Origin of the sequence: Myxococcus qinghaiensis (assembly GCF_024198215.1) — a bacterium.
In the GTDB taxonomy this organism is placed as follows: Bacteria; Myxococcota; Myxococcia; order Myxococcales; family Myxococcaceae; genus Myxococcus; species Myxococcus qinghaiensis.
Map to the genome: position 1 here is coordinate 216,537 of NZ_JAKCFA010000007.1, position 26,184 is coordinate 242,720.

Sequence of the window (26,184 nt, forward strand, 5' to 3'; positions counted from 1 at the left end):
CCCGCAACAACAGTTTTTCCAGAAATCGAAGGAACTCTATCCAGTCCTGTCGGACAGTTGGGAGCCCCCTGCACGCGCTTGCGCCGCCGTCCGTATTTTCGGCGCGGACTGCAAGACGGCACGACGCGGCGCGAGGACAGGCGCCGCGTCGTGCGAGAAGACTCAGCGCGCGGCGGGGACGCCGGGCAGCGGACTCACTTGGAGCTGCTTCGAGGCGAGGAACTCCGCGTTGAAGACCTTGGAGGCGTAGCGGCTGCCGTGATCACACAGCAGGGTGACGATGCGCAGGCCCGAGCCCGCGTGCTGACGGGCGACCTCGTACGCGGCGCGCACGTTGAAGGCCGCGGACGTGCCCACCACGAGCGCGTCCTCGCGGGCCAGGTGGTAGAGCGTGTCCAGCATCTCTCCGTCGCCCAGGCGCATCGCCTCGTCCACGCGCGAGGCCTGGAAGTTGGCGGTGAGCCGCATGATGCCGATGCCCTCGGTGATGGAGGTGCCCGTCGACTCCAGCTTCCCCTCGAGCACGTAGCTGTAGAGGCCGGAGCCCGGCGGGTCCACGAGCACCACGCGCACCGCGGGGTTCTTCTCCTTGAGGAAGCGGCTGACGCCGGACATCGTCCCGCCGCTGCCCACGGAGACGACGACGACGTCCACGCGGCCCTCGCACTGCTCCCAGATTTCGGGCCCCGTCGTCTCGTAGTGGAAGTCGCCGTTGGCCGTGTTCTCGAACTGGTTGGCCCAGAACCAGCCGTGCTGCTCGGACAGGACGCGGGCCTGGTGGAAGAAGTGGCCGGGGTTGGCGAAGGGCACCGCCGGCACCTTGCGGACCTCCACGCCCATGGCCTCCAAGAGCTCATACTTCTCGCGCGCCTGGTTGTCCGGCATCGTCACCACGACACGGTAACCGCGCTCGCGGCCCAACAGCCCCAGGCCGATGCCCGTGTTGCCCGCGGTGCCCTCGACGATGGTGCCGCCCGGCTTCAGGAGGCCCTGCTCCTCCGCGCGGCGAATCATCCCCTTGGCGGCGCGGTCCTTGATGCTGCCGCCAGGGTTCATGAACTCCGCCTTGCCCAGAATCTCGCAGCCGGTGAGGCGGCTGAGCGAGCCGATGCGAAGCAACGGAGTGTTTCCCACCGAGTCCCAGAGCGAACCGATGCGTGGCGCCATCCCCCTCCCCTAATGGAGTCCAGGGAGGGAGGCAACCGACGACGGGGCCGAACCGCTACTCGTTGCGCATCGCCTCGACGGGGTCCAGCTTCGCGGCGCGGGCGGCCGGGTAGATGCCGAACAGCAGCCCCACCCCGCAGCTCATCGACAGGGCCAGACCCACCGCCCAGGGCGGCACGGACATGGGGAAGCCCACCATCCAGTCCCCCAGGAAGACGAGCCCGAAGCCCAGCCCCACACCCAGGCCGCCGCCGAAGAGCGCCAGCAGCACGGCCTCCGTCGCGAACTGCCCGAGGATGCGCCGCCGCTTGGCACCCAGCGCCTTGCGCACGCCAATCTCCCGCGTCCGCTCCATCACCGACACCAGCATGATGTTCAGGATGCCGATGCCGCCCACCACCAGCGACAGCAGGCACACGCCGATGCCGGCGATGGTGATGACCTGGGAGAGCTGGTTGAAGGACGCCGTCACCGACTCGTTGGTGTGGATCTCGAAGTCGTTGGGCTGGTCCGGGTCCAACCTGTGCCGCCGCCGCATCAGCGTCGACACCTCGTCCTGCGCCTTGCGGAACAGCCCGGGGTCCTTCGCCTGGATGTCGACGCCCAGCGACCACTCCTTGCCATAGAGCTGCTGGTACATCCGCAGAGGGATGATGGCCTGGTTGTCCATGCTCACCATGCCCAGGAAGCTGCCGCGCCGCTGGAGCACGCCAATCACCCGGAACGGCCGGTTCTGGAGGCGCACCTCGAAGCCCACCGGGTCGATGCCGGGAAAGAGCGAGTCCGCCACGTCCACGCCCAGGAGCACCACGCCGCGGCCGTCCAGCGCCTCCACGTCGTTGAAGAAGCGGCCGGACTGCACGGAGACACCGCTCGTCAGCGGATACGCCGTGGTCGCGCCGATGATGCGCACCGACGGCCGCGTCTCCGCGCTGGCCGTGGAGATCTTCTGCCCGCCCGCGTCATCCGACGGCGCCACCATGCCCACCGACGGACAGAACATCTCGATGGCGTGCACGTCCTCCATGTCGATGTCCGGGCGCTTGGCGAACTTCGCCCAGTTGAAGCGGCCGAAGCCACCCGAGGGCCACTTGGTGAGCTGGAAGGTGTGCGCCCCCAGCCGGCCCAGGTCCTTGTTCACCTTGGTGCGCAGGCCCTCGATGAGCCCCATCATCGTGATGACCGTGGCCACGCCGATGACGATGCCCAGCAGCGTCAGCAGGGAGCGCAGCGGGTTGCCCAGGAACGTCCCCAGGGCCAGCCGCAGATTGTCCAGGAAGGCTCTCATCGACTCACTCGTACCGGAGGGCTTCCACGGGGTCCAGGTTCGCCGCGCGCGCCGCCGGCCAGATGCCGAACAGCAGGCCCACCAGCGCCGCGAAGAACACCCCGCCCAGCACCGTGGTCGTCTGCACGTCCGCCGCCAGCGGCGTAATCAGCGACACCACCTTGGCGGTGCCCAACCCCACCGTCGTTCCCAGCAGGCCTCCCACGGCGGACACGCTGGCCGCCTCCATGAGGAACTGGACGACGATGGTGCGCTTGCGCGCCCCCAGCGCGCGCCGCACGCCAATCTCCCGCGTCCGCTCCCGCACGGACACCAGCATGATGTTCATGATGCCGATGCCGCCCACGAGCAGGGTGATGAGCCCCACGCCCACGGCCACGCCGTACAGCGCGCCGGTGAGCTGCGCGTAGGTCTGCGCCATGGCCTCCGGCTTGTTGATGTTGAAGTCGTCGGGCTGGCCCGGCTCCGTGGCGCGCAGGCGCCGGAGGATGCCGATGAGCTGGTCCTCCGCCATGCGCACCTGGGACGCGTCCGCCACCGCCATGGCGATCTCGAACGGACGGCCCTTGCCGAAGTTGCTGTAGAACGTCTTGAAGGGGATGAGCACGAGCAGGTCCATGCTCTCGTTGACCACCTTCCCCTTCCGGCTGAGCGTGCCCACCACCTGGAAGGAGCGGTTGTCCACGCGGATGGTCCGCCCCACCGGGCTGATGCCGGGGAACAGCCGCTCCGCCACGTCCGCGCCCAGCACGGCCACCGGACGCGTCACCTCTTCATCCGCCTCCGTGATGAAGCGGCCTCCGGTGATGTCGAAGCCCGCGATGCTCAGGTACTCGTGGTTGACGCCCTGGATGCGCACCGACGACATCTGCTCGCCGCCGTACGACACGTCCGACATGCGGGAGACGGACGGGGACAGCGCGGTGATGAACGGCGCCATGGCGCGCAGCCGGGGGAGCTGGTCCAGGGTGAAGTTCTTCCGGTTGCGGTACTTCCACCAGTCTCCCTTGATCATCCACGGGAACTTGGAGACGTAGAGCGTGTTGGCGCCGAAGCTCGCGAGCTGCTTGTGGAAGGACGTGTTGAGCCCCTGGATGATGCCGACGATGGCCAGCAGCGTGGCCACGCCGATGCCGATGCCCAGCGTCGTCAGCACCGTGCGCAGGCGGTTGGCGCGCAGGGAGAACAGGGCGATGCGCGCCCCCTCCAGGACGTCCACCCGCAGGCTCGTCACGCTCTTCATACGCCCGCCACCATCGGGCCCGCGACGGCCATGGCCACTTCACGCCCGGAGCCGTCGGCGACAATCGAACCGTCGCTCAGGCGGATGGCCCGGGGGCAGCGCGCCGCCAGCTTGGGCTCGTGCGTGACGAGCACCAGCGTGTGGCCCGCCTTGTGGAGCTGCTCGAACAGCCGGACGATCTCCTCGCCCGTGGCCGAGTCCAGGTTTCCCGTGGGCTCGTCCGCCAGGAGCATGGAGGGCTCCGACACCAGCGCGCGGGCAATCGCCACGCGCTGACGCTGACCACCCGACAGCTCGTTGGGCCGGTGGTGCATGCGGTGCGTGAGCTGCACCTTGTCCAGCGCCGCCTTCGCCCGCTCCTTCCGCTCCTTCGCCGCCATGCCCCGGTACACCAGGGGCAGCTCCACGTTCGCCAGCGCCGTCTCCTTGGGCAGGAGCTGGAACGTCTGGAAGATGAAGCCGATCTCCACGTTGCGGATGACGGCCAGCTCGTCGTCGCTCATGCGCGACACGTCCTTGCCGTTGAGCATGTAGCGGCCGCTGGTGGGCGTATCCAGGCAGCCCAGCACGTTCATCATCGTGCTCTTGCCGGAGCCGGACTGGCCGATGATGGCCACCCACTCGCCCCTGCTGATGCCGAAGGTGACGCCGCGCAGGGCACGCACCTCCTCGCCACCGACATGGAAGACGCGGGTGATGTCGTCCACCTGGATGAGCCGGCCGTTGCCGGCGCCGCTGCCGTCACTCACGACTTCTGACCGCCCTTCGCGCCAGGAGCCTCGCCCTGGTCGGGCCCCTGGACATTGTCTCCGTGGTTCAGCTCCTTCGACAGCGTGCGGTAGGGACCTTCCACCACGCGGTCCCCGTCGCTCAGCCCGGAGAGGATCTCCAGCTCCGTGTCGGAGGCGATGCCCGTCTGCACCCGCCGCACCTGCGCCTTGTTCGCCGCGTCCACCACGAACACCACCTTGGCCAGCGTCTCGGTGCGCTTCGCCTTCAGCCCGCCGCCCTCCACCGACTCCTTGTAGTCCGGCAGCGAGCGCTCCGCGCGCACCGTCACCGCCTGGATGGGGACCAGGATGACGTCATCGTGCGTCTCCGCGGAGATGCGAGCCTCCGCGCTCATGCCCGGCAGCACGCCCGGCGGACGCATGTCCAGCGCCACCGTGACGGGGAAGCTCGTCACCTCCGCCTCCGTGCCCGGGTTCTTGATGAGCGCCTTCTGGGCGATCTCCACCACCGAGCCCTGGAACGTCTGCCCCTCCAGCGCGTCCAGCGTCACGTCCGCGGGCTGGCCCGGCTTCAGGTGCACCACCTCGTGCTCGCCCACCTCGAACTTCACCTCCATGGCGCTCAGCGCGGCGATGGTCATCACCACGTCCTCGGCCAGCTCCGAGCCACGCACGCGCTCACCCACCTCGCGCGACAGCTCGATGACGTTGCCGTCGATGGGCGACGACAGCGTCGTCCTCGACAGGTCCGCCTGCGCCTGCTCGACGATGGCGACGTTGCGCGCCAGCTGCTGTCGCGACGACGCCAGCCGCGCCTCCGCCGTGTTCTTGCTCGCCTTGGCCAGGTCCAGCTCCGCGCCGGACGCCAGGCCCTTGGTCACCAGGCCCTCCACCCGCGCCAGCTCCGACGTGGTGCGGCCGACCTCCACCTCCGCCACCTGGGCATCGGCGCGGGCGGCGTTCTGCGACGCCATGGCCTGCTTCATCGCGGCCTCGTAGATGCGCTTGTCGATGCGCCCGAGCACCTGGCCCTTCTTCACCGGCTCGCCGTCCTTGACCAGCAGCTCCACCAGGTCTCCGGAGAGGCTGGAGGAGATCTTCACCGTGGTCGCCGCCTGCACCTTTCCCGCGCCGGTGATGGTGCGGGTGATGGTGCCCTTGCGGGCCTTGGCGATCTGCACTTCCTGGGACGGTGGCGGACGCTCCTTCAGCCCCCCAGCCGTGATGGCCGCGGCACCGAGGAACAGCGCACCGGCAATCGCACCCTTCCACCACTTCATTTCGTCTCTCCCGGGCTCAGGGCGCCCATGGCCCGCAACAAACTGAAGCGGGCGATTTCGACATCAATCCTGTTTTCCAACAAGCTGAGCTCCGCCTGCGTGAGGCTGAGCTGGGCATCTCGCACTTCCAGCGTGGAGCCCGCACCGGCCTTGAAGCGCTCCTCCGCCAGCCGGAGGCCCTGGATGGCGGCCTCCTTGTTCTCGGCGGACAGGCGGGCGGCGACAATCTGCGCCTCCAGCGACTGGTGCGCGGCGCGCACCTCGCCTTCAATCTCCCGCGCCGACTGCGCCAGCGTGAGCTGGGCCTTGCGGATGGTGGCCTCCGCGCGCCGCGTCTGGGCGGGCGTGATGAAGCCGTTGAAGACGTTCCAATCGAGGTTGATGCTGCCCAGGAAGTTGTTCTGCAGGCGCGGCTCGGTGAAGACCTGCTCGGCGTCCGGACCCTGGCGGGTGTAGAGGCCGCGGGCCGACAGCACCGGCAGGTAGTCCGCGCGGGCGATGGAGCGCTGCAGCTCCGCCGCGCGCACCTGGAGCTGGAGCGCCTTGAGCACCGGGCGCTTCTCGCGGGCGGAGTCAATGGCCTGCTCGATGGTGGGCGCGGGGGCGGGCTCCTCGTTGAGCACGCCCGGGTCCACCGCCTCCAGGGGCTCGGTGCCCGGACGGGTGAGCCACACCGCGAGCTGCGTCTGGTCCGTCACCAGCTGCGTGTAGGACTGCACGAAGCTGATGCGGTCATTGCCCAGGTTCACCAGCGCGGAGATCTCCTCGACCTTGCCCACGCGTCCGGCCTGGAACAGGGAGCGCGCGCGATCCAGCTGCTCCTCGCTGCGCTTGACGGTGGCCTCCAGCACCTGACGGGTGGCCTGGGAGCGGAAGAGCGTGAAGAAGCGCCGGATGGCCTCCAGCTCGGAGGTGTCCGTCTCCTCCTGCGCCTGGCTCTTCTGCGCGTCGCGCAGCACGCCGCTCTGCTCCAGCTGCTTCCAGCGCGCCCGGTCGTAGATGACCTGATTGAGGATGAAGCCCAGGTCGTAGTCGCCCGTGCTGGTGGGCTTCGACTCGACGGGGATCTGCACGAACTCGCCCGGGTTGTTGACGTCCGGCACCAGGTTGAAGGACTTGCGGCGACCGAACCAGTTCTTGCCGACCGACGCGTTGACAGACAGCTGGGGCAGGAGCGCCGAGCGCGTGACGTAGACGTCCTCCTGGGCGACCGCCAGGTCGAGCGCGGCCTGGAGCGCGGTGGTGCTCTGCCGGCCCTGGGTGCGGACCTCTTCCAGCGTGAGGCGCGTGGGCGCGGGGGAAGGCGCGGCGGTGAGCAGCGCGGCGACGATGAGCGCGTTCATTGCGCACCTCCCGCACCGGGAAGACCGACCATCATCACACCCGCGAACATGACGTAGAGCGCCAGGGCCAAGAGCAGCGCGCGGTTGCGCGACATGCCCGTGGCGGCGGCGAAGCCCAGGCCCAACAGGCCCGTGCTCCAGAGGTTGAAGAAGTCCACGGTGGACGCCACCCGCGCCATCTTCGGGCTGAGGCCCCCGAGGACGACGCCCAGGTGCGCCGGCACCAGCTGCGCGACGCGCGCGACGGAGATGCTGTGCTGCGCGGCGATGCAGATGGCGAGGACGGCGTGGTACAGCGCGATGGGCAGCAGCGCCAGGGCCGCCACGGACATGAGCTGCTCGAAGTGAGCGGGCCGGTCGAACAGCCAGGACACCACCCAGAGGATGGCGGCCAGCAGCAGCGCGACCATGGGCATCACGAAGACGCCCTTGGCGATGCCGCCGACGAGCGCCTTGCGGGTCGTCGTCTGGATCTTGTCGCTCAGGTCGGCCTCGGAGATGGTCGCCATCTCCCCGGACGCCTGCAGCTCACGGATGACATCCGGGGTCGCGTCCCACCGAAGGGAAAACAGCGTCCCGGAGGCGGACACACAAAGGGCGAGGATGAGCAGGGGCCAGACCCATCGGCGGGCTTCGACGGCGGCGGGCGTTCCCTCGACAGGGTCGATGAAGACGCGCACGGGTTGGACGAGAGAGGTCATAGAGTGAGTGGTCTCGGAGGGATGTACGGCGCCCCCCTAAGGCAATTGCTCGGCCAGTCGTAATTTTGCGGCGGTGAACGGGCAGCCGACCAACCTAATTCCATCCTCATGGAAGGTGGCGCGGCTTTCTACCCCAAGGATTCCGCAGACCTGTAGCAACCTGTTGCGGAAATTTTGCCGTCGGGATCGAGAGGGTGTATTCCGCTCGGCTGCACGCTTGCCGGAGCTCGAATGGTCGAAAGCACGGATCTCGCCCAGGTCCTCCAAGAAGCGAACGACATCGCCCGGAGCGTGGCCCAGAAGATTACTTCGGCCCACGTGCTGTTGGCGCTCTTCACGGTGGAGAACCGGGCGCAGCTCCTGCTGAAGGAGCGGGGCGTGGACGAGGATGCCCTCCTCCACCTGCTCACCGCCGCGCCGGCGGAAGCGGACGGCCACGTCCGCGAGCTGAGGGAGAAGGCCCGGGAGATCGCCACCAGCTGTGGCTCCCAGGAGGCGGACTGCCTCCACCTGCTCATCGCGGTGACGCGGGTGCGCTGCGTCGCCCAGGAGCTGCTCACGCAGACCGGGCTGGATCTGGCGACCCTGCGGACCACGGCGGTCTCCTACTTCGTCAGTGGGCGGATGCCGCGCAAGCTCCAGCCTGGCCGCACGCATGTGCTCGGCGCGCGTCCCGCCGTCCCTGCCCGACCGCTCGGGGCGCCTCCGTCTCCCCTGCCCGCCTCGGCCGTGGCGGTGAGCCTGCCGCGCACGCTCCCGACGCCGCCCCCGCTGCCGCCTCCGCCGCCGCGCGTCACCACCCCCGCCCTCTCTCCGAGGGACCTCATCGACGTGGACGACGACGAGGTCCAGCAAGCGCCCCCGCCCAAGGCCGCTCCGCCACCGCCCGCGCCCGCTCCCGTAGCCCGCGCGGCGCAGCCTCCCGCGCCGACGCCTCCTCCTCCGGCGCCCGTAGCGCGCCCCGCTCCGACGCCCGCACCCGCGCCGGTGGCCCGAGGTGCGTCGCTGGCGTTGGACCCCAAGGCGTTTCCGATGTTGACGTCGCTGGGCCGCAACCTGAGTCAGCTGGCCCGCGAGGGTCGGTTGGACCCCGTGGTCGGCCGCGCGCGGGAAATCGAAGAGGTCATCGACGTCCTCGGCAAGCGCCGCACCAACAACCCGTGCCTCCTGGGTGAGGCGGGCGTGGGCAAGACGGCGGTCGTCGAAGGCGTGGCGCAGCGGCTGTTGAGCCTGCGCGGGAGCCTGGCGGAGAAGGTGTTGGTGGAGCTGGACATGGCCTCGCTGGTCGCGGGCACGCAGCTGCGAGGCTCCTTCTCCGAGAAGCTCAACACGTTGAAGGAAGAGGTCCGCCGCGCGGAAGGCCGCATCATGGTCTTCATCGACGAGATTCACACCCTGGTGGGCGCGGGCTCCACGGGCGACGGGCCGCAGGACGCGGCGAACGAGCTGAAGACGGCGATGGCGCGCGGTGAGTTCCCCTGCATCGGCGCGACGACGCACGACGAGTACCGCAAGTTCATCAGCGCGGACCCGGCGCTGGAGCGGCGCTTCACGCCGGTGGTGGTGCACGAGCCGTCGGTGCCGGAGACGGTGGAGATTCTGCGCGGCATCATCGGTCGGTACGAAGAGCACCACGCGCTGCGCTATCGCCCGGAGGCGCTGGAGGCCGCGGCATCGCTGGCCAGTCGCTACGTGACGGACCGGTTCATGCCGGACAAGGCCATCTCGGTGGTGGACCTGGCGGGCAGCCGGTGCCACCGCGAGGGGCGGGACGTGGTGGAGGTTTCGGACGTGGCGCGGGTGGTGGCGAAGCTCGCGGGCGTGCCGGAGGAGCGGCTGTTGATGAACGACTCGGCGCGCCTGCTGCGGTTGGAGCAGGACCTGAGCGAGCGGGTCATCGGGCACGAAGAGGCGATTGCGCGCATCGCCCGGGTCATCCGTCGCAACTACGCGGGCTTCGCGTCGCGGCGGCCCATGGGCAGCTTCCTCTTCCTGGGCCCCACGGGCGTGGGCAAGACGGAGATGGCGCGCGGACTCGCGGAGGTGCTGTTCGGCAACCGCGATGCGTTGGTGCGGCTGGACATGAGCGAGATGTCGGAGGCGCATGGGGTGTCGCGCCTCATCGGCTCACCGGCGGGTTACGTGGGCTTCGGCGAGGGTGGCCAGCTCACCGAGCCAGTGCGGCGGCGGCCCTCGTCCATCGTGGTGCTGGATGAAATCGAGAAGGCGCACCGCGAGGTGCAGATGCTGCTGCTCCAGGTGCTGGAGGAGGGGCGGCTGACGGACGGCAAGGGTCGGCACATCGACTTCTCCAACACGGTCATCGTGATGACGACCAACCTGGGCGCGGAGGCGTTCTCCCGCACGGGTCGTCCGCTGGGCTTCGGCTCGGAGGGCTCGGCGACGACGAACGCGCTGGAGCTGGCGGCGTCGGCGGCACGCAAGGCCCTGCCCCCGGAGCTGTGGAATCGCATCGACGAGCGACTCCCCTTCCGTCCGCTGGAGGAGGAGGAGGTCGCCCGCATCGCCACGCTGTTGCTGGAGGAGAGCAGCAAGCGGCTCTCCACCGAGCGCGGCATCGAGTACTCCGCGGGCCAGGACGTGGTGGGCCACCTGCTGAAGTCGGGCGGCTTCGACCCGCAGCTTGGCGCGCGTCCGATGCGGCAGATGGTGCAGCGGCTGGTGGAAGGGCCGCTCGCGGAGCGCATCCTCTCCGGTGAGTTCGGCGCGGGCGACAAGGTGCGCGTCGCGTTGCTCGCCGGTCAGCTCGCGTTCCAGCGGGTGCGATGAGTCCCCACGTCCCACGGACGCGGAGTGGCAACGGGGCGGGGAAGCCCGCTCCCGCGAAGGGCACGAGTTCCCCGCGCAACCGTGCTGCAAAGGGAGCTGGGAAACCCGCTGCCATGCAGGGCACGAGTTCCTCACGCAACCGTGCTGCAAAGGGAGATGGGAAACCCGCTTCCGCTCGAGCCGGAAGAGCCTCGCCGCACACGACCCGCCCACCGGTGGTCATCATCGGAGCGGGAAGGCTCGGCGGCGCATTGGGCCTGGCACTCACCGCAACCGGCTGGCCCGTCCGCATGCATTCACGCGGAGAAGAGGGACGCCTTCGCGCCGAAGCCCTCGGCCTGAAGGCCGCGACGCCCGAGGACCTGCGGCGCGCGCGCCTCGTGCTCCTCTGCGTCCCCGACGCCGAAGTCTCACGCGTCGCGGAGGAGCTCGCCCCCACCCTGCCCCGCTCCGTCGCCTTCGTGCACACCGCAGGCGCATTGTCCCTCGACGCCCTGGGACCGCCGCGAGGCCGCGCGCTGGGTTCCTTCCACCCACTCTGCGCGGTGTCCTCCGCCCGGGACTCGCTCGCGGGCCACACCGCCGCCATCAGCACCCGCTCGCGCGCTCTGCGCGACGTGCTCCGGCACATGGCCGTCGACGTGGGACTGGACACGCTGGAAGTGCCCGAGGGCCACCGCGCCGCCTATCACGCGGGTGCGGTGATGAGCGCGGGCCTCATGGTGGCCCTCGCGGATGCCGCCGTCGCTGCGCTCGGTGCCGCGGGCATCGACCCGAAGGACGCCCTGCCGGCCCTGCTGCCGCTGATGCGCTCCGCCCTGCGCGGCATGGAAGCCCGGGGCCTCGCGGGAGGCCTCACCGGACCCATCGTCCGAGGCGACGCGGGCGTGGTGGCCGCTCACCTCGCGGCCCTCCCCGACGACGTCGCCCCCATCTACCGACTGCTGTCGCGGCGCGCCTTGAAGCTGGCCTCGGAGCGTCTGCGCCCCGAGTCGCGCGCCGCGCTGGAGCTGCGACTCAGGTGATGATCAACGAACCCTGAAGGCCCTTGCGCACCGAGCCGAGCGCGCGCTCCGAAGCGGCCTCCGCCTCCGTGAGCCGACGCAGGCACAGCTCGCCCTGGCCCGACGCCACGCCGCGCTGCAGGTCCGACAGCAGCGTGAGCGAGGCCTGGAGCATCTCCTTGCCCTGCGCCGTCTCGTTGACCGGCTTCTCGGCGGCCTTCGCCACCGCCTCGCCGAACGCCTTGATGGTGCCCCCGAGCTTGGCCGCGTCGAAGCTGGTCAGCAGCGGCTTGATGCGCGTGGGGTCGATGCGGATGAGCCGCAGCGCGCCCACCCGAGCGAAGCCCGGGTGCAGCAGGCCGATGTCGCTCATCTCGAACGCGCCCAGCAGGCCCTCGTCCGGAGCCGGGTGCGCGTGCGGCACCACGTCCACGAAGAGCGGCAGCGCGTCAGCGCCCTGGCGGTACAGCTCGATCTCCTCCTCATCCAGCGGCGGGAAGGAGGTCGGCGCGCCGATGAAGAGCAGCGGCAGCACGATGTCGTGCCAGAAGTCCTCGGGCGCGGAGCCCGTGCCGTTCACCGTGGCGAACAGGTGGACCATCAGCTCGGCCAGTCGCGGGGCGCGCTCGGCCTGCTCGATGAGCGTCTTGCTCGGGTCCAGGCGCTGGAGGGACTGGACGATCTGCCCCTCGAACTGCTGCCGCGCCTCGGCCGGGAGGTCCTGCGCGCGACCCAGCGCGTTGCGCACGTCGCGCGCCAGCACGTCCGGCTTGGTCTCCAGCGTGGTGGTCGCCTTCTTCGGGTCCACGACGACGAACTGGAGGAAGCCCGGGTCGAACAGGCGCTGGTAGTCCACCGGCGTCAGCTTCGGCGCCTGACCGCCCAGGGCCTGGGCCGGGTTGGTGCCGAAGCGGGCCTGCCCCAGCGAGCGGCGGATGTCCGACGCCAGGTCATCCAGCCGGGCCAGCTTGTTTTGACCCAGTGCGTCCATCGCCGCGCCGAAGGGCGACAGCATGATGATGGCCTCCGGGAAGCCCAGGGTGGCGCCCTCCGGGGAGTCGCGGTTGGGGAACCAGAACGCGTTGTGCTCCAGGATGAGGCGCATGGCGAACGCGCCGGCCAGACCCAGGGCGATGGTCTGGTGCTCGGGCTTGTTCACCTGGAAGGGGCCGCCGAGCACCTTCGCGACGGCCTTCTCCACGTCCGCCCAGGGGGCCTTGACCAGGTCAAGCGGCTTGCCCTCGGCCTTTTCGAGGGCCGCGGCGACCTGAAGCTGCGCCTGGTGGACGTGCTGGGGGACAGGATGCGCCTGGGGTTCCGGTTGGGACATGAAGGAATCCGAAATCGAAAGGGAAGCGGTGGGCCTCCCCTTACCGTGAAAAACGCGTTCGTGGCTACGATTTGTGGCCAGTAGGATGGCCCGCATGCCTGCTTCCCGCTGGCGCTTGCGCTGGCATGCCGTGGCCGTCTGTTTCCTGCTGACAAGCTGGGGGTGTGCTTTCGTCACACCTCGTTTTCCCCAAGACATCCAGACGTCGTTCGCGCGCGACCCGATGCGCAAGCTGACGACGGAGTCCCTGGAGCTCTACTACCCGGAGCAGCTCCGAGGCCCCGCGCTGCGCATGGCGGCGCGGCTGGAGGGCTGCGTGGCGCAACTGCGCGCCCAGACGTGGCGGAAGGAGCCCCGGGACAGGCTCCTCGTCTACATGACGAGCGCGGACTTCAACAACGCGTACGTCGTGCCGGACTACGCGAGCATTCCTCAGCAGATGGTGGTGCCGGCGCACGTGACGCTGGAGCTGTTCCACTTCTTCGGGTTGGGCGAAGTGGACATCGGCGACGTCGCCTGCCACGAGGCCGTGCACTACGTCCAGCTCCAGCAGACCAACGGCCTCTGGGGCTTCCTCAACACCTTCACGGGGGGCCTGTTCCAGCCCAACACCTTCACCGAGTCCTGGTTCCTGGAAGGACTGGCCACGTACTACGAGGGCCGCTTCGGCAAGGACACCGGGCGGCCGCACAGTCCGGTGTGGCGGGGCTGGTTCGATTCGGTGGTGCAGGCGAAGAACGGGAAGCTGGACCCGGGATACCTGTCTCCTGAGAACCGGGCGTTGGATCCGTTTGGAGGCAACTACCTCACGGGCATGCACTTCGTGGAGTACCTGGCCACGAAGTATGGCGAGGCGAAGCTGTGGCAGTTGGTGGACAAGCAGGGCACCACCGTCATCCCGCCCATCGCGGTGACGCTGCGCTTCAAGAGCGTCTATGGAAAAGACATCGGCTCGCTGTTCGCCGAGTTCAGCAAGGACCTGCACGAGCAGCTCATCGTGCGGGAGCGGCCGGAGTCGCAGCGCGTCTGGCTTCCCGAAGCGGGATACTTCTCGCGGCTCGCCTCGCATCCGTCGAGCGGCGTGACGGCCTTGGTCAGCGTGGGGCGGGAGCAGTACTCGCGGCTGACGGTGCGGGAGCCGGACGGGCGCGTGCGGTTCGAGCGGCCCCTGGTGGAGCTGCTGCCCTTCCGCCGCTGGGTGCTGGGGTCGTCGACGCTGGTCAGCGGCATGTCCTTCAGCTCGGACGGTGCGTGGCTCTACCTGGTGATGGCGGACCTGAACGCGGTGGGGGCGTACGACGCGAAGCTGTGGCGCGTGGACGCTCACACGGGTGAGGTCGTGCGCGTCTGGGATGACGTGAAGGGAATGGGCGGGAGCATCACCCCGGATGGCGCGGCGTATGTCTATGTCCGCGTCGAGGGGGACACAGCGAACCTGCGGCGGCTGGAGCTGGAGACGGGGAAGCAGGAGCCGCTCACCCAGTTCGATGCGAGCGCCCCTCTGGGCCCTCCGGCGGTGTCACCGGATGGGAAGCGGATGGTGTTCCCCATGGCGGGGAGCCAGGGTTGGGACCTGGTGGTGCGCGAGGAGGATGGAAGCCTGCGCTGGCTGACGCGAGATGGGCTGTTCAACTACTCGCCACGCTGGCTGGACGCGGACCGCATCGTGTTCCTGCGCGAGGACACCGGACGACTCCAGGCACACGTGATGACGGTCTCCACGAGGGAGCTGGCGCGAATCACCGATGCGCCACACCTGGTGATGGACGTGAACCCCGTGGGCACGGGCGAAGTGCTCTTCCTGAACCGTGCCGGGACGTCCTTCACCATCGACCGCTCGCCCGTGGTGGCGATGACGGAGCAGGTGGTGAGCAACGCGGTGGCGCCGTCCAGCACGGACGCACCTCCCGCCCCGCCCGGTATCGAAGCCCCCCTGCCCTCGCGGACAGACACGGCGCCGGTGAGCCCGCCGCCGCTCACCGCCGCGCCCGCTGTCGTGACACCGACGGACCCGACGACGCCTCCGCCCGAGGAGCTTTCAAGCTTCCCTGGCACCCCGCCGCCTGGAGGGCCGAACACAGGCATGTCGCCCGAGGCACTGTCGGCATTCCCCGCCACGCCCTCGTCGAGCACCCCGGATGCGGGAGCATCGCCCGACACGCTCGCGGTGCGCCCGGACATGGGCCCTTCAGGTGGACAGGATGGGGGCACCTCGCCCGATGCTCGCCCGGGCACCAGCGCCACGGCGGGACAGGACACGGGCGCACCGGACTCCGGGGCAACGGCCCAGGGTCCGGGCACTTCTGAAACAGCACCGGGAGGCTTCACCGCCTTCCCGCCGGAGTCCACGGACGCGCCCGTTGCACCCGCGCCAGTGGCCTCACCGCTCGCGACCACCCCTCCGGTGGAGCCCATCGCAGTGGCCGAGGGAGCTCTCGAAGCGCCCGTCGTCGCGCCGCCTCCCGACCCGGGCAAGCCGGTGACGGTGCTCACCGACGAGCCCTACTCGACGCTGGAGGGCTTCCTCATCCCCGAGTTCCGACTCCCGTATCTGTGGGTCGCGACGGAGAGCACGGAGAACGAGGACTCGGATGACTTGTTGTTCAGCGGTGGGTTGTCACTCGCGGGACAGGATCGGCTCGGCTTCCACGCCTACGCGCTGAACTTCACCTACAGTACGCAGGACGAAGAGCCCAACGTGTCGCTCGCGTACGGCAACGCGCAATTGGCGCCCTGGTACCTGCAGGCCTCCGTCGCACGAGTGCGGGACAACGACCGCACGGACCTCCAGGCACTGGCCTACGCGTCCCGCACGTTCTGGACGACGCCGGTGACCATTGGCGTCTTGGCGCTGCGGCGCGAGTTCGACGCCTTCGGCAGGTTCCCCCGCCTCATCACGCGGTTGATCGGCCCGGAGGTCTCCGCGTCCTACTTCGCGGGTGACAGCACGTCCTACGGTGGCCTCCAGCGCGGCCTGGGAATCTCCGTGAGTGGCGCCGTGTATCCCGGAGCGTTCGCGCTCGACTCGACGGTGGGCGACGTCCGCGTGGGCCTGGACGGCTTCTTCGGCGGGCCCTGGAGCGGAACGGACAACATCCAGCTCACGGCGGTGGGGCGCTACCTTCCGGGGGCACCCGAGGGACTGCTCGAGGTGGGCGGGTTCAGCGCGGGGCAGGTCTGGTACAGCAACCGAAGCTCGACGGAGACGGCTCGCCTTCCGCTTCAGCTCCAGCCGGGCATCGCCTTCAGTGAGTACCTGCGCGGCTATGAAGACATCACGATTCGCGCGAAGAACGCGCTGATTGGCGGCGCGACGTACAAGTACCGACTCATCATCGACCACGGCTGGGCGTCCACGCTGTGGCTGCTGCCCTCGCTCTTCGTACGCAACGCGGAGCTGGACCTCTTCGCGACGCTGGCGCGCACGGACAACCGGGACAACCACGGCGCGTTCGGCGCGGCCATGTCACTCCAGTTCACCATCGGGCAGGCCGTGCCCTTCTCCCTCTTCTACCAGTTCGCCCGTCGCTACGACGATGGCCTGGGCGACCTGCACCTGTTCGGAGTCGGCCTCTAGGCCCGCGCTACCTCCCGCGCCCCAGGCCATAGAGGCCGGCGGCGCGGGCATGCGCCAACACGCCGGAAGGCACCAGGTCCGACGGCTCCGCGCCCCGCGCCAGCAGCTCGCGAATCACGGTGGAGGACACCTCGGCCAGGGGCGGGCCCACCGTGTCCGGCGCCGGGTAGCCCGCGCGGTACAGCACGATGACGCGCGACATCTCCTGGATGCGGTGGAAGTCCTTCCAGTGGGGCAAGTCCCTCAGGATGTCGCTGCCAATGATGAGCGACCAGCGCACGCTCGGGTGCCGCTCCACCAGCAACGCGAGCGTATCCACCGTGCGCCCCGTCAGTCCGGGCTCGCTCTCCACACGCGTCGTCTTCATCCAGCCCGACGTCTCGCGGCACATGGCGTCGCACATGGCGACCCGGTGCTCGAACGCCTCCATCTGCTTGCCGAACGGGTGTTGCGCGGACGGCATCACCCACACCTCGTCCACGCCTTGCGTCGCGTGCACGTACGAGGCCGCCATCAGATGCCCCACGTGCGGCGGATTGAACGAGCCTCCAAGGAGCGCGACCTGCACGTCAGGGCCTCACGTCACTTCAAGGTCAGCTTCGGGGACTTCTTGTCCAGCACCAGCACCTGCGGCTCCAGCACCACGTGCCCGTCCAGCCGGTACGCGGAGAAGCGCAAGTCCCGGTCCACCTTCTCCAGCAACGCGCACGTCTGCTCCGCTGCGCCCACCAATCGTCCCGGCGTCAGGAAGTAGCGAGGACCAATCTGGACCACTTTCGGCTCCGGGTCCTTGCCGTGGACGAACACGAGCGCGTTGAGGAGGTCCTCGCGCGTCAAGTCGTTCTTGTCGTGCACCACGCAGCACAGCGTGTCGCCCAGCAGGTCCATCGCCTTGTTGTTGATGGAAGGGTCTCTGTACTGGAGCGACTCGCGCTCCGGCACCCGCACGAAGCGCTCCATGACCAGGCGCCGGTCCTCCTCGGAGGCCACGTCCGCCGGCGCCGCGCCCCGCGAGGGAGTGCGTGGCAGCGCATCCTGGCTTCCGAGCCACTGGCTCACGTCCGCAAGGAAGTCCGCGTCCGAGTACTCCCGGCCGCCCCGGCTCTTCTGCCGCCGCCAGAGCAACCACTCGTCCAGGTCCGTGTAGCGCGCGCCCGTGAAGAGGAAGCGGCGCGCGCCCAGGGAGCGCAGCAGCGCATAGGCCGCGTCGAAGGCTTGCAGGTCGCCGTGGCTGTCGGAGAAGACACCAATCACGTGGAAAGTCCCACGCTCAAGCGTACAGCAGGTAGGGCTCCCTGTGTCCGGCGAAGCGCTCCGCCTGGGCGGAGAACCCCTCCATCAGCCTTTCCAGGCTCCAGCCCGCCTCGATTCCCCGGCGCACCTGGTCCGTCCCGCACAGCAAATCGAACGCCGGGACGTCCTCGACGAACTCGTACGCGTCCGCCCGCCAGTCGAACTTCCCCGGGCCGATGTCGTGCAGGGCCTGGAAGATGGCCACGCCGGTGCGCAGCGGAAGGAACGCCCGCCGGTCCGTGACGTGGATGAAGGCCCCGTTGCAGGACTCGCCCCGGTACTTGTCGAACGTCGGAGTGAAGCCCACGGCGCGGAACGCCACGCCCGGCAGGTCCTCCTTCGCCAGCCGCGCCAGCAGCGCGTCCGTGTCCACCCACGGCGCGCCGAACTGTTCGAAGGGGCGGCACGTCCCACGGCCCTCGGAGACGTTGGTCCCCTCCCCCAGGCACATGCCCGGATACACCAGCGCCGTGTCCGGCGTGGGCATGTTGGGCGACGGGGAGATGAAGGGCAGGTCCGTGTCGGACCAGAAGTGCTCGCGGCGCCAGCCCTCGCAGGGCACCACCGTCAGCGCGCAGCCGAAGCCCTCCTGCGCGTTGAACAGCCGGGCCAGCTCTCCCGCCGTCATGCCGTGGCGGTTGGGCAGCGCGTACAGGCCCACGAAGGAGCGGAAACCCTCCCCCACCAGATTGCCCTCCATCGCCTGGCCGTTGAGGGGATTGGGCCGGTCCAACACGTAGAAGGGCACGCCCGCCCTGGCGGCCACCTTCATGGCCAGCGCCATGGTGTAGACGTAGGTGTAGTAGCGGCTGCCCACGTCCTGGATGTCGAACACGAGCGCGTCCAGACCCTTGAGCCACTCGACGCGCGGGGACAGCGACTCGAAGGTGGAGCCGTAGAGGCTGTGCACGGGCACGCCGGTGCGGCGGTCCTTCGCCTCACCCACGGCCACCATGTACTGCGCCTCGCCGCGCACGCCGTGCTCCGGTCCGAACAGCGCGCCCAGCGTCACGCCCGACGCCTGGGACAGCAGGTCCGCCAGGTGGCGGAACTTCGAGTCCACGCTGGTGGGATTGACGATGGCGCCCACGCGCTTGCCCTTCAGCGCCGAGAAGCCCTGCTCCACCCATACGTCCAGTCCCGTCTTCACCTTCGTCACGGCGCTTCCTTCCTCGCAACAGGCCTCGCGGGCCCGTCGTCAATCCTTGAAGCTCTTGAGCGCGCTCTGGGCGGACAGCTTCGAGTCGCACTTCCCAAATCCGAGGACGCCGCCGGAGCCGTCATCCTCCCCACCGTCCTCCGCCAGGTCCTCCAGCGCTCCCACCGCGCTCGCCAGCTTGAGGGAGCGGACCGTCTCCGCGGCCGAAGCGCGCACATCGCACTTGGGATGCGACAGCAACTGAGTAATGCGTTTCTCCGCGTCGGAGCTGCCCGCCTTCACCGCGCGCGCGTAATCGCCGAGGGCACGCCGGGGCTCCTCCAGCGCCTCGTCCAGCCGCCCCTGGAGGAAGTGACGCCGCCCCGTGTCCTTCTCGTCGCCGATGAGCCTCCGCGCTTCCTTGGCCAGCGGCTCGCGCTCGCTCTTGGGCGCGCTCTCCACCGCGTCGATGGCCCTCGTCGCCGGAGTGCCGCCGAAGGCCACCACTCCCACGCCGAGGACGATGGCCAGCGCTCCGACCATCAACAGCACGCGGCGGTGCTCGCCCAGTCTCCGCGCCACGGCCGGGAGTCCGCCTGGCGGCATCGCGTCCCGCATCCGCGCGAAGAACGAGCGCCCCGCGCGCGACGCCTGACGTCCCAGCACCACCGCGCCCGCGGCGGCCCGCTGTCCCAGCTCCGCTGCCCGCTGTCCCAGCAGGGCCACATCCACGGGCCCTTCCTGCAGCACGGACTCCGGCACGCGCGACAGGCCCAGGTTGCCATACGGCGGCATCGACTCCGAGCCCGGCGCCTCGGCGATGGCGCCCGCGGAAGGCGCCTCCACGCGGTACGGCGCGCGCGGCACCTGGAAGACGCGAATCTTCCCGGGGATGCCCTTCAGCTCGAAGGCGCCCACCTCCCGCGAAGGAAGCTCCGCCTTGTTCATCGCCAGGTAGACGGCCTCGGTGAAGTACACCTCACCCGCCTCGGCCAGTCCCTGCACGCGCGCGGCGATGTTCACCGGCTCGCCGAAGATGTCGTTGTTGTCCAGCCGCACCTCGCCCACGTTGATGGCGAAGCGGACATGGAGCTGCTCCGACTCCGCCACGGTGCGGTTGTGGTGCCACAGCCGGTCTTGAACGGCGATGCCGCAGAGCACCGCCTGCGTGGGGGACTCGAACGTCAACAGCAGCGCATCACCGATGGACTTGATGATGCGTCCGTCGAACGCCTTGACGAGCGGCGACAGCAAGGCACCGTGGACCCGCAGCAGTCGCTGGTTCTCTTCCAGCGTCTGCCGACTGGTCCGCTCGGTGAAGCCCTTGATGTCGGTGAAGACGATGGCGAGGTTGGCGGTCTTCAAGGCGCGCGCAGTCTATGCGCCACGCCCGGAGGCGCAATCGCCACGACGCACCGCGACGTCTTCCGTCAGCGACGCGACGGCTTGAGCGCTCGCATGCGCCGCTTCTCTTGTGGCTCCAGGGACTTGCGCACCTTCGCCGCGAGCTGGGGCCGCTCTGTCCTGTCGTAGAAGTCGGCCAGCTTGCGGAGCACCAGATGGCTGTCCGGCTGCACGCTCCGCGCCGCCAGCAGCTCCGTCTCCGCGTCCAGCAGTCGCTCCTGCTTCTCCAGCACGTCCGCGAGCTGAAGGCGTACCTGCACCCACTCCGGTTTGGCGCGGGCCAGGTAGCGATAGTGCAGCTCCGCCTTGAGCAAATCTCCCAGGGAGACCCAGAGGCCCCCGAGCCGGAAGCGCGCCTCTTCGTACGACGCCCGGTGCTGCACCGCCGTCTCGTAGGCCCGGGCGGCCTGGAATGCGTTGCCCTTCTCCTCCCAGAGCAGACCTCGCAGGTACCAGGCCCGAGGGTTGGTGGGGGCCACCCGCATGGCGACCTCCAGGTGGCCCTCGGCCTGCTCCACGGAGCCTCCCACCTTGAGCAGCAGCCGGGCGGCCTCCAGCCGGGGCAACTCCCACTCGGGCTTGGAGCGGACCAGGGCCTCCACGGCCTGGAGCGCGCCGGTGTCATCCCCTCCCGCCTCCAGCGCGAGCGCGTCCGTGAGGGACATGGGAGGGGGAGCCGGGGACACGGGTCGGGACTGCGCCACCGTCAGGGTGGATGGCTCCGCGGCGTCGGAGGCGCCCGCCAGGAAAGCCACCAGGAAGACCCAGTGCATGCGCGGCAGATAGCAGAGCCGAGCGGGACTCCTCAATAGATCCTCTTGACGACCAGACGGCCGCGCATGAAACCCATGACCGTGCAGATATCCCAAAAGACGCTGGAAGACCTCGGATTCGCGGAAGTACTTCGCGCGCTGACGCAGCGGTGTCGGACGGAGCCAGGAAGGGAGCGGGTGCTCGCCCGGCCGTTCCTCGACTCGGCCGAGCAGGTCGCGGAGGCCCTGGCCCTGGTGGGCGAGGCGCGCTCCCTGTCCCAGGAACAATTCTCCCTGCCGCTGGGCGGCGTGGTGGACCTGCGAATCGCCGTGGGCCACGCGGCCAAGGGCGGAATGCTGGAGCCCCGGCAGCTCATCGACTCGGCGCAGCTCCTGTTCGCCTTCGTCCGCACCCGGGAGGCGCTGGAGGAACGCAAGGAGCGCGTCCCCCGGCTGATGGAGCTGGCGCGCCGGCTGCCCATGCTGGAGTCACTGGCGCGGCGCATCGACCAGTGCTTCGAACCGGACGGAGAGATTTCCGACCGCGCCAGTCCGGAGCTGCGCGAGGCGCGTGACAGGGCCCGGGGCCTCCACCGCCGCATCAAGGCGCGGCTGGACGAGCTGCTCCATGACGAGGCGTTCATCCCCAAGCTGCGCGAGAACTACTACACCCTGCGCAACGGCCGGTACGTGGTGCCGGTGGTGTCGAACTACCGCTCGGAAGTGGACGGCATCGTCCACAACGCCAGCCAGACGGGCCAGACGCTCTTCATGGAGCCGCAGGCGATGGTGGGCCTGGGCAACGACCTGGCCATCGCCCAGTCGGTGGTGACGGAGGAGGAGCGGCGGGTGCTCCAGAATCTGAGCGAGCAGCTCGGCCGGGAGTCGGACCGCGTCCTGGAAGGCCTGGACGCGGTGGCGGAGCTGGACGAGGCGGAGGCGGTGGCCATCCTCTCCGCGGACCTGGAGGCCACGACGCCCGAGTTCGTCGGGGTGACGGACCTCCAGCTGCGGCTGTTGCGTCACCCGCGACTGGTGCTCAAGGGCACGGAAGTCGTCGCCAACGACGTGACGCTCAATGGCGGCGCCAAGGCGCTCGTCGTGTCGGGCCCCAACGCGGGCGGCAAGACGGTGACGCTGACGGGCGTGGGGCTGTGCGCGTTGATGTTGCGCGCGGGCCTGCCCGTTCCGGTGGCGGAAGGCTCGCGGATGCCTCTGTACGGCTCCGTGCACTCCACCGTGGGCGACGCGCAGGACCTGACGCAGGGCCTGTCCACGTTCAGCGCGCACGTGGTGATGCTGCGCGACATCATCGCGGAGGCGAGCGAGGGCTCGCTGGTGATGATCGACGAAATCGCCGCGGACACGGACCCGCGCGAGGGCGCGGCCATCGCAATCGCCGTGCTCGAGGAGCTGCTCGCCAAGGGCGCCGTGGCGCTCGTCACCACGCACCTGGAGGAGCTCAAGGCGCTGGCGCACATGGACCCGCGCTTCCTCAACGCGCGGGTGGGCTTCGACTCGAAGCGGATGGCGCCGACGTACCGGCTCCAGATGGGCGCGGCGGGACAGTCCTCCGCCATCGACATGGCGGTCCGGGTGGGCCTGCCCGAGCGGGTATGTGAGCGCGCGCGGGAGCTGACGCTGAACGCGGGCGGTCCCCTCTCCCAGGCGCTGGCGGCGGCCGAGGAAGAGCGCCGCAAGCTGTCCGAGGAGCTGGAGCGGGCGCGCGTGGCGGCGAAGGAAGCCGAGGCGCTGCGCACCGAGCTGGAGAAGCAGAAGCAGACCTTCGAGCGGGAGCGCCGCGCGAAGATGATGCAGTTCAACGAGGACGTGCACGCGGCCAGCGAGCACGCGGCGGCGGAAGTGCGAGAGCTGCTGGCGAAGCTGCGCTCCGAGCAGAACGAGAAGACGCTGTCGGAAGCGCGGATGCAGCTCCAGCAGCGGGCGGAGGACGCCCAGAAGCGCGCCCTGGCGGCGAAGGCGGAGCTGTTCCAGGTGGAGGCCGCCGGGCCCGCGAACCTCAAGGTGGGCGCGTGGGTGCACCACTCGGGACTCAGCCGGGATGTCGAAATCCTGGAGCTGGCGGAGGGCCACGCGGTGGTGTCCGCCGGTGGGGCGATGAAGATGCGCGTCCCCACGTCGGAGCTGTCGGGTCCCCGCACGCGCAAGCCGCAGCAGGCGAAGTTCCCGGAGCGGCAGAAGCAGGATGCGTCGCTGAAGCGGGCGGCCTCGGCGGCGCCGGCGCAGGTGGAGGCGACCAACTTCCGCTGCGACGTGCGCGGCATGCGCGCGGACGACGCGCTCGCGGAGGTGGAGTCGTTCCTGGACCGGGGCATGCGCAGCGGAGAGGAAGCCGCGCTCATCGTCCATGGCCACGGCACGGGCGCGCTGAAGCAGGCGCTGCGCGACTACCTGGCGAACTCGCCGTACATCCGGATGTACCGGCCGGGCGAGGCCCACGAGGGCGGTGACGGCGTCACCGTGGTGGCCCTGCGCGCCTGAGCGAAGGCTGCAGGTCAACAGGAGGGCCCGGACGCGCTGGGGAGACCCAGGCATGCCGGGCCCTTCCCGTTTCCACCGAGGCTCCGTCGTCAGCCCCACCCCGGGCCGAGCGTCCCCGGCCCACCGCTTCGCACGGAGGGAGGCATATGCACTGGGTCGTTCAGGACAATCTGTTCAACGAGCGCGGCTTCCATGACCTGATGCAGGCCCTGGAGCGCGGAGGCATGCCCCACACCCTGGTGAAGGTGATTCCCTTCGATGGGGGCGTGGAGCCCACCGTCGACGTGACGGGGCCCGTCGTCGTCATGGGCTCACTCAGCCTGGCGCGCTACGCGAAGGCCCGGGGATGGACGCCGGGCGCGTTCCTCAACGAGCGGTTCGACTTTCGCGTGTGGCGCGAGCACCTGGGCGAGCACCTGTTGAACGGCGACGCGCACGTGTGCCGCTTCGGCGACGTGCCTGTGCAGGCGACGCCGTTCTTCATCCGGCCGTGCCTGGACGACAAGTCGTTCTCCGGCATGGTGACCTCCTGGGAGGACTTCGAGCGCTGGCGCGAGAGCGCCCTGGCGGAGCCCGAGAACACCCAGGTCACCGCGGACACGTGGGTGGCCGTCAGCGCGCTCCGGCACATCCAGAGCGAGTACCGCATGGTCGTCGTGGACGGCCGCGTCGTCACGGGCACGCGCTACAAGCTGGGGGACCGGGTCTTCTCCTCGCCGGAAGTCGAGCCGGACGTGTGGACCTTCGCCCAGCGAATGGCGGACCGTTGGGGACCGGACCGGGCCTATGCGCTGGACGTCTTCGTCCACGAGCAGCGGCCCTACGTCGGGGAGATCAACACGCTCAACTCCGCGGGCTTCTACGGATACGACGTCGGGAAGATGGTGGCGGCACTCGAAGCGATGCGTTTCTGAGCTGGCTCACGACCCGGAGGGGGTCGCGAGCCAGCAGCCCACCGAGAGCGAAGTCCCAGGAGCGCTAGCGATTGCGCCCCAGCTTCTCGTGGCTGGACACCCACTCCTCCGAGCCCATCGTCGAGGCCAGGGCGCACCCGAGCGACAGCTCCCCGGCGAGGACGACCCCCGCGACAATCTCCGCCAGCCGGCGCACCCTGCCGCCTCCGTAACAGTCCATCAACTCGAGACACTCGCGCTGCGTGGGCAGGCCCGTGCCACCACCGTGAGTGGCCAACACGAGCGACGGCAAGGTGACGGAGATATAGAGGTCACCTTCCGGAGTCTCCTCCATGAAGAGGTGCGCGGCGGAGGACTCCGCCAGGGCCGCCACATCCTGTCCCGTCGCGATGAACAGCGCCGCGAGCGCATTGGCGGACTGACAGCCGTTGTTGTGCGAGCCCGCGAGATTCGCTCCTTCCGTGGTGAGTCGCTGCACCAGCACCAACTGGCGCACGTGCGTGCGCATCCGCGATAGGAGCAACTCCTTCGGAACGACCGCGTCCGCGACCACGCGCTTGCCTCAGGTCCGCAGGATGTTCAGTCGGGAGGACTTCTTGTCCGTGTCGATGTTCCCATCCAGGAAGCTGGCGCGGATGGCCGGGTACCGCTCTCGAATCCAGAGGAGCGCGGCGAACACGGCCTTGCCCACCATGTTCTGCCCCGCCGCATCCCCCGTCGAGAAGTTGAAGCGCAGGAAGACCATCCGATGCACCTGGTAGGACTCGATGCGCTGGAGCTTCGCCACGTGGCTCGTCGCCTCCGCCTGCTCGGCGATGGCCGCATGGTTTGCCTCCACCCATGTCGTGAATTCACGCCCCGCCTTCGCGCTCGCGAAGACAAAGACCGGCGCGCGTTGCATGGCGTCGTCCAGCACCGTGCAGGTCGCCCCTCCAGCCTCGTTGAGGACCTTGATGCCCCGGTTGTAGCTCGCCACCATCGCCCCCTCTGTCGTAGCCAGGGGGATGAGGTACGCGCCGTGAGCATGCTCTCCCATGATGGTGAGAGGCCCGGCGATGCCCATCGGCACCTGGGCCACGCCCATGAAGTGCTCGCAGGAGTTCCTCGCATGACCGGCGTCGAACGAGTGACGCGCCACATGCTCCAGCCGAGCCCCCGTCCACGACTCCACGTAGTCCCGCCGCGCCCGGACGATGTCCTCCGTGAAGTCATCCTCCGGACTGCGCGGGATGCGACTGTCGGGCTCCGGATGTGCCTCCTCGATGGCCTCCGTCACATGCAGACTCACGAGGCCGTGAAGTCCACACTCCAGCTCCACCTCTACCCGGTGCTCCCCCTCCCCGAGCGGCGGAATCTCGGCGCGCAGACACAGCGTCCCGCGCTGCTCGAAGGCAACCGGGCACTCCCGCGACAGTCGCTCGCCGCGCCACACGGGGCCCTCGACCGACACCAGCACGACCTGCTCCAGCGGAACTTCCTTCCCATCCACCCGAACTACGCCGAGCCCGATGAGCCGCAGGTCCGCCAGGTGATTGCTCAGCTCGAGTTCCACCGCGCCGCGCCGATTCCTCAGGCACCGCGCCTCCCCCGTGTTGCTCCCGACATTCCCCGTTGAAACAACCGCGTCGTTGGCCATTGCTCCCCCTGGCCCACCCAATACGCACCCTCCCTTGGCTTGACTCGGAGCCAGCGCGGCTTTTGATGGTTTCCATCCTAAACTTGTTTCA

Annotated in this window: 18 protein-coding genes and 1 pseudogene; 5 read left to right on the top strand and 14 right to left on the bottom strand. The window is 69.4% G+C overall.

Features of this window, described 5'->3' with window-relative positions; translation table 11 throughout:
• Positions 1-162: 162 nt before the first annotated feature.
• Genes LZ199_RS14875 through LZ199_RS14905 form a run of 7 tightly spaced genes read right to left on the bottom strand, consistent with a single transcriptional unit; the run spans position 163 to position 7,753 of the window.
• Positions 163-1,167 (bottom strand): cysteine synthase A, encoded by a 1,005-nt coding sequence (locus LZ199_RS14875; protein ID WP_253994342.1) that lies wholly within the window; start codon positions 1,165-1,167, stop codon positions 163-165.
• 55 nt (positions 1,168-1,222) lie between these two features.
• Entirely contained in the window at positions 1,223-2,455 is a 1,233-nt protein-coding gene (locus LZ199_RS14880; protein WP_253994343.1) for an ABC transporter permease, read from the bottom strand.
• A gap of 4 nt (positions 2,456-2,459) precedes the next feature.
• Positions 2,460-3,698, bottom strand: a complete 1,239-nt coding sequence (locus tag LZ199_RS14885) for an ABC transporter permease (RefSeq protein ID WP_253994344.1) — start codon at positions 3,696-3,698, stop codon at positions 2,460-2,462.
• Entirely contained in the window at positions 3,695-4,447 is a 753-nt protein-coding gene (locus tag LZ199_RS14890; RefSeq protein WP_253994345.1) for an ABC transporter ATP-binding protein, read from the bottom strand. The genes LZ199_RS14885 and LZ199_RS14890 overlap by 4 nt, the downstream gene beginning before the upstream one ends.
• Positions 4,444-5,709, bottom strand: a complete 1,266-nt coding sequence (locus LZ199_RS14895; RefSeq protein WP_253994346.1) for an efflux RND transporter periplasmic adaptor subunit — start codon at positions 5,707-5,709, stop codon at positions 4,444-4,446. The genes LZ199_RS14890 and LZ199_RS14895 overlap by 4 nt, the downstream gene beginning before the upstream one ends.
• On the bottom strand, positions 5,706-7,052 hold the full coding sequence (locus LZ199_RS14900; RefSeq protein WP_253994347.1) for a TolC family protein: 1,347 nt from the start codon (positions 7,050-7,052) through the stop codon (positions 5,706-5,708). Before LZ199_RS14900 ends, LZ199_RS14895 begins: the two co-directional genes overlap by 4 nt.
• A complete protein-coding gene (locus LZ199_RS14905; RefSeq protein WP_253994348.1) occupies positions 7,049-7,753 on the bottom strand; it encodes a YIP1 family protein in 705 nt (234 codons plus the stop codon). Before LZ199_RS14905 ends, LZ199_RS14900 begins: the two co-directional genes overlap by 4 nt.
• 231 nt (positions 7,754-7,984) lie before the next feature.
• Here LZ199_RS14905 and LZ199_RS14910 point away from each other — a divergent pair, with 231 nt between their 5' ends.
• Both LZ199_RS14910 and LZ199_RS14915 read left to right on the top strand, forming a co-directional pair.
• Entirely contained in the window at positions 7,985-10,543 is a 2,559-nt protein-coding gene (locus LZ199_RS14910; RefSeq protein WP_253994349.1) for an AAA family ATPase, read from the top strand.
• A gap of 113 nt (positions 10,544-10,656) precedes the next feature.
• Entirely contained in the window at positions 10,657-11,568 is a 912-nt protein-coding gene (locus LZ199_RS14915) for a DUF2520 domain-containing protein (protein ID WP_253994350.1), read from the top strand.
• Here LZ199_RS14915 and LZ199_RS14920 read toward each other — a convergent pair.
• The gene (locus LZ199_RS14920; RefSeq protein WP_253994351.1) at positions 11,561-12,877 is read right to left on the bottom strand and encodes a hypothetical protein; all 1,317 of its coding nucleotides are present in this window, start codon (positions 12,875-12,877) and stop codon (positions 11,561-11,563) included. The two genes, LZ199_RS14915 and LZ199_RS14920, sit on opposite strands and share 8 nt — an antisense overlap.
• A gap of 94 nt (positions 12,878-12,971) precedes the next feature.
• On the opposite strand from LZ199_RS14920, the gene LZ199_RS14925 reads away from it, so the two are divergent.
• Positions 12,972-16,454, top strand: a complete 3,483-nt coding sequence (locus LZ199_RS14925) for a hypothetical protein (protein ID WP_253994352.1) — start codon at positions 12,972-12,974, stop codon at positions 16,452-16,454.
• 7 nt (positions 16,455-16,461) lie between these two features.
• Here the strand turns inward: LZ199_RS14925 and nadD are convergent, their stop codons facing one another.
• The 5 genes from nadD to LZ199_RS14950 all read right to left on the bottom strand — a co-directional run bounded on the left by nadD (position 16,462) and on the right by LZ199_RS14950 (position 21,062).
• Positions 16,462-17,022, bottom strand: coding sequence for a nicotinate (nicotinamide) nucleotide adenylyltransferase (gene nadD, locus LZ199_RS14930; RefSeq protein WP_323389670.1), 561 nt, complete (start codon positions 17,020-17,022; stop codon positions 16,462-16,464).
• 14 nt (positions 17,023-17,036) lie between these two features.
• On the bottom strand, positions 17,037-17,708 hold the full coding sequence (locus LZ199_RS14935) for a hypothetical protein (RefSeq protein ID WP_253994353.1): 672 nt from the start codon (positions 17,706-17,708) through the stop codon (positions 17,037-17,039).
• A 16-nt stretch (positions 17,709-17,724) separates the two neighbouring features.
• A complete protein-coding gene (locus LZ199_RS14940) occupies positions 17,725-18,906 on the bottom strand; it encodes an exo-beta-N-acetylmuramidase NamZ family protein (protein WP_253994354.1) in 1,182 nt (393 codons plus the stop codon).
• A gap of 39 nt (positions 18,907-18,945) precedes the next feature.
• A complete protein-coding gene (locus LZ199_RS14945) occupies positions 18,946-20,250 on the bottom strand; it encodes an adenylate/guanylate cyclase domain-containing protein (RefSeq protein ID WP_253994355.1) in 1,305 nt (434 codons plus the stop codon).
• A 65-nt stretch (positions 20,251-20,315) separates the two neighbouring features.
• Complete coding sequence (locus LZ199_RS14950) at positions 20,316-21,062, bottom strand: tetratricopeptide repeat protein (protein ID WP_253994563.1); 747 nt, start codon at positions 21,060-21,062, stop codon at positions 20,316-20,318.
• A 75-nt stretch (positions 21,063-21,137) separates the two neighbouring features.
• Here LZ199_RS14950 and LZ199_RS14955 point away from each other — a divergent pair, with 75 nt between their 5' ends.
• Together LZ199_RS14955 and LZ199_RS14960 are read left to right on the top strand one after the other, a co-directional pair.
• Positions 21,138-23,543, top strand: a complete 2,406-nt coding sequence (locus LZ199_RS14955) for an endonuclease MutS2 (RefSeq protein ID WP_253994564.1) — start codon at positions 21,138-21,140, stop codon at positions 23,541-23,543.
• A gap of 146 nt (positions 23,544-23,689) precedes the next feature.
• Complete coding sequence (locus LZ199_RS14960; protein WP_253994356.1) at positions 23,690-24,457, top strand: ATP-grasp domain-containing protein; 768 nt, start codon at positions 23,690-23,692, stop codon at positions 24,455-24,457.
• A gap of 64 nt (positions 24,458-24,521) precedes the next feature.
• On the opposite strand, the pseudogene LZ199_RS14965 reads toward LZ199_RS14960, so the two are convergent.
• A pseudogene (locus LZ199_RS14965) lies at positions 24,522-26,093 on the bottom strand (hydroxymethylglutaryl-CoA reductase).
• Positions 26,094-26,184 lie beyond the last annotated feature (91 nt).

Excerpts from the sequence above, each read along its gene's own strand:
- LZ199_RS14875 (WP_253994342.1), bottom strand. The coding sequence starts at position 1,167 with ATGGCGCCACGCATCGGTTCGCTCTGGGACTCGGTGGGAAACACTCCG.
- LZ199_RS14880 (WP_253994343.1), bottom strand. The coding sequence starts at position 2,455 with ATGAGAGCCTTCCTGGACAATCTGCGGCTGGCCCTGGGGACGTTCCTG.
- LZ199_RS14885 (WP_253994344.1), bottom strand. The coding sequence starts at position 3,698 with ATGAAGAGCGTGACGAGCCTGCGGGTGGACGTCCTGGAGGGGGCGCGC.
- LZ199_RS14895 (WP_253994346.1), bottom strand. The coding sequence starts at position 5,709 with ATGAAGTGGTGGAAGGGTGCGATTGCCGGTGCGCTGTTCCTCGGTGCC.
- LZ199_RS14900 (WP_253994347.1), bottom strand. The coding sequence starts at position 7,052 with ATGAACGCGCTCATCGTCGCCGCGCTGCTCACCGCCGCGCCTTCCCCC.
- LZ199_RS14905 (WP_253994348.1), bottom strand. The coding sequence starts at position 7,753 with ATGACCTCTCTCGTCCAACCCGTGCGCGTCTTCATCGACCCTGTCGAG.
- LZ199_RS14910 (WP_253994349.1), top strand. The coding sequence starts at position 7,985 with ATGGTCGAAAGCACGGATCTCGCCCAGGTCCTCCAAGAAGCGAACGAC.
- LZ199_RS14915 (WP_253994350.1), top strand. The coding sequence starts at position 10,657 with ATGCAGGGCACGAGTTCCTCACGCAACCGTGCTGCAAAGGGAGATGGG.
- LZ199_RS14920 (WP_253994351.1), bottom strand. The coding sequence starts at position 12,877 with ATGTCCCAACCGGAACCCCAGGCGCATCCTGTCCCCCAGCACGTCCAC.
- LZ199_RS14925 (WP_253994352.1), top strand. The coding sequence starts at position 12,972 with ATGCCTGCTTCCCGCTGGCGCTTGCGCTGGCATGCCGTGGCCGTCTGT.
- LZ199_RS14950 (WP_253994563.1), bottom strand. The coding sequence starts at position 21,062 with ATGCACTGGGTCTTCCTGGTGGCTTTCCTGGCGGGCGCCTCCGACGCC.
- LZ199_RS14955 (WP_253994564.1), top strand. The coding sequence starts at position 21,138 with ATGACCGTGCAGATATCCCAAAAGACGCTGGAAGACCTCGGATTCGCG.
- LZ199_RS14960 (WP_253994356.1), top strand. The coding sequence starts at position 23,690 with ATGCACTGGGTCGTTCAGGACAATCTGTTCAACGAGCGCGGCTTCCAT.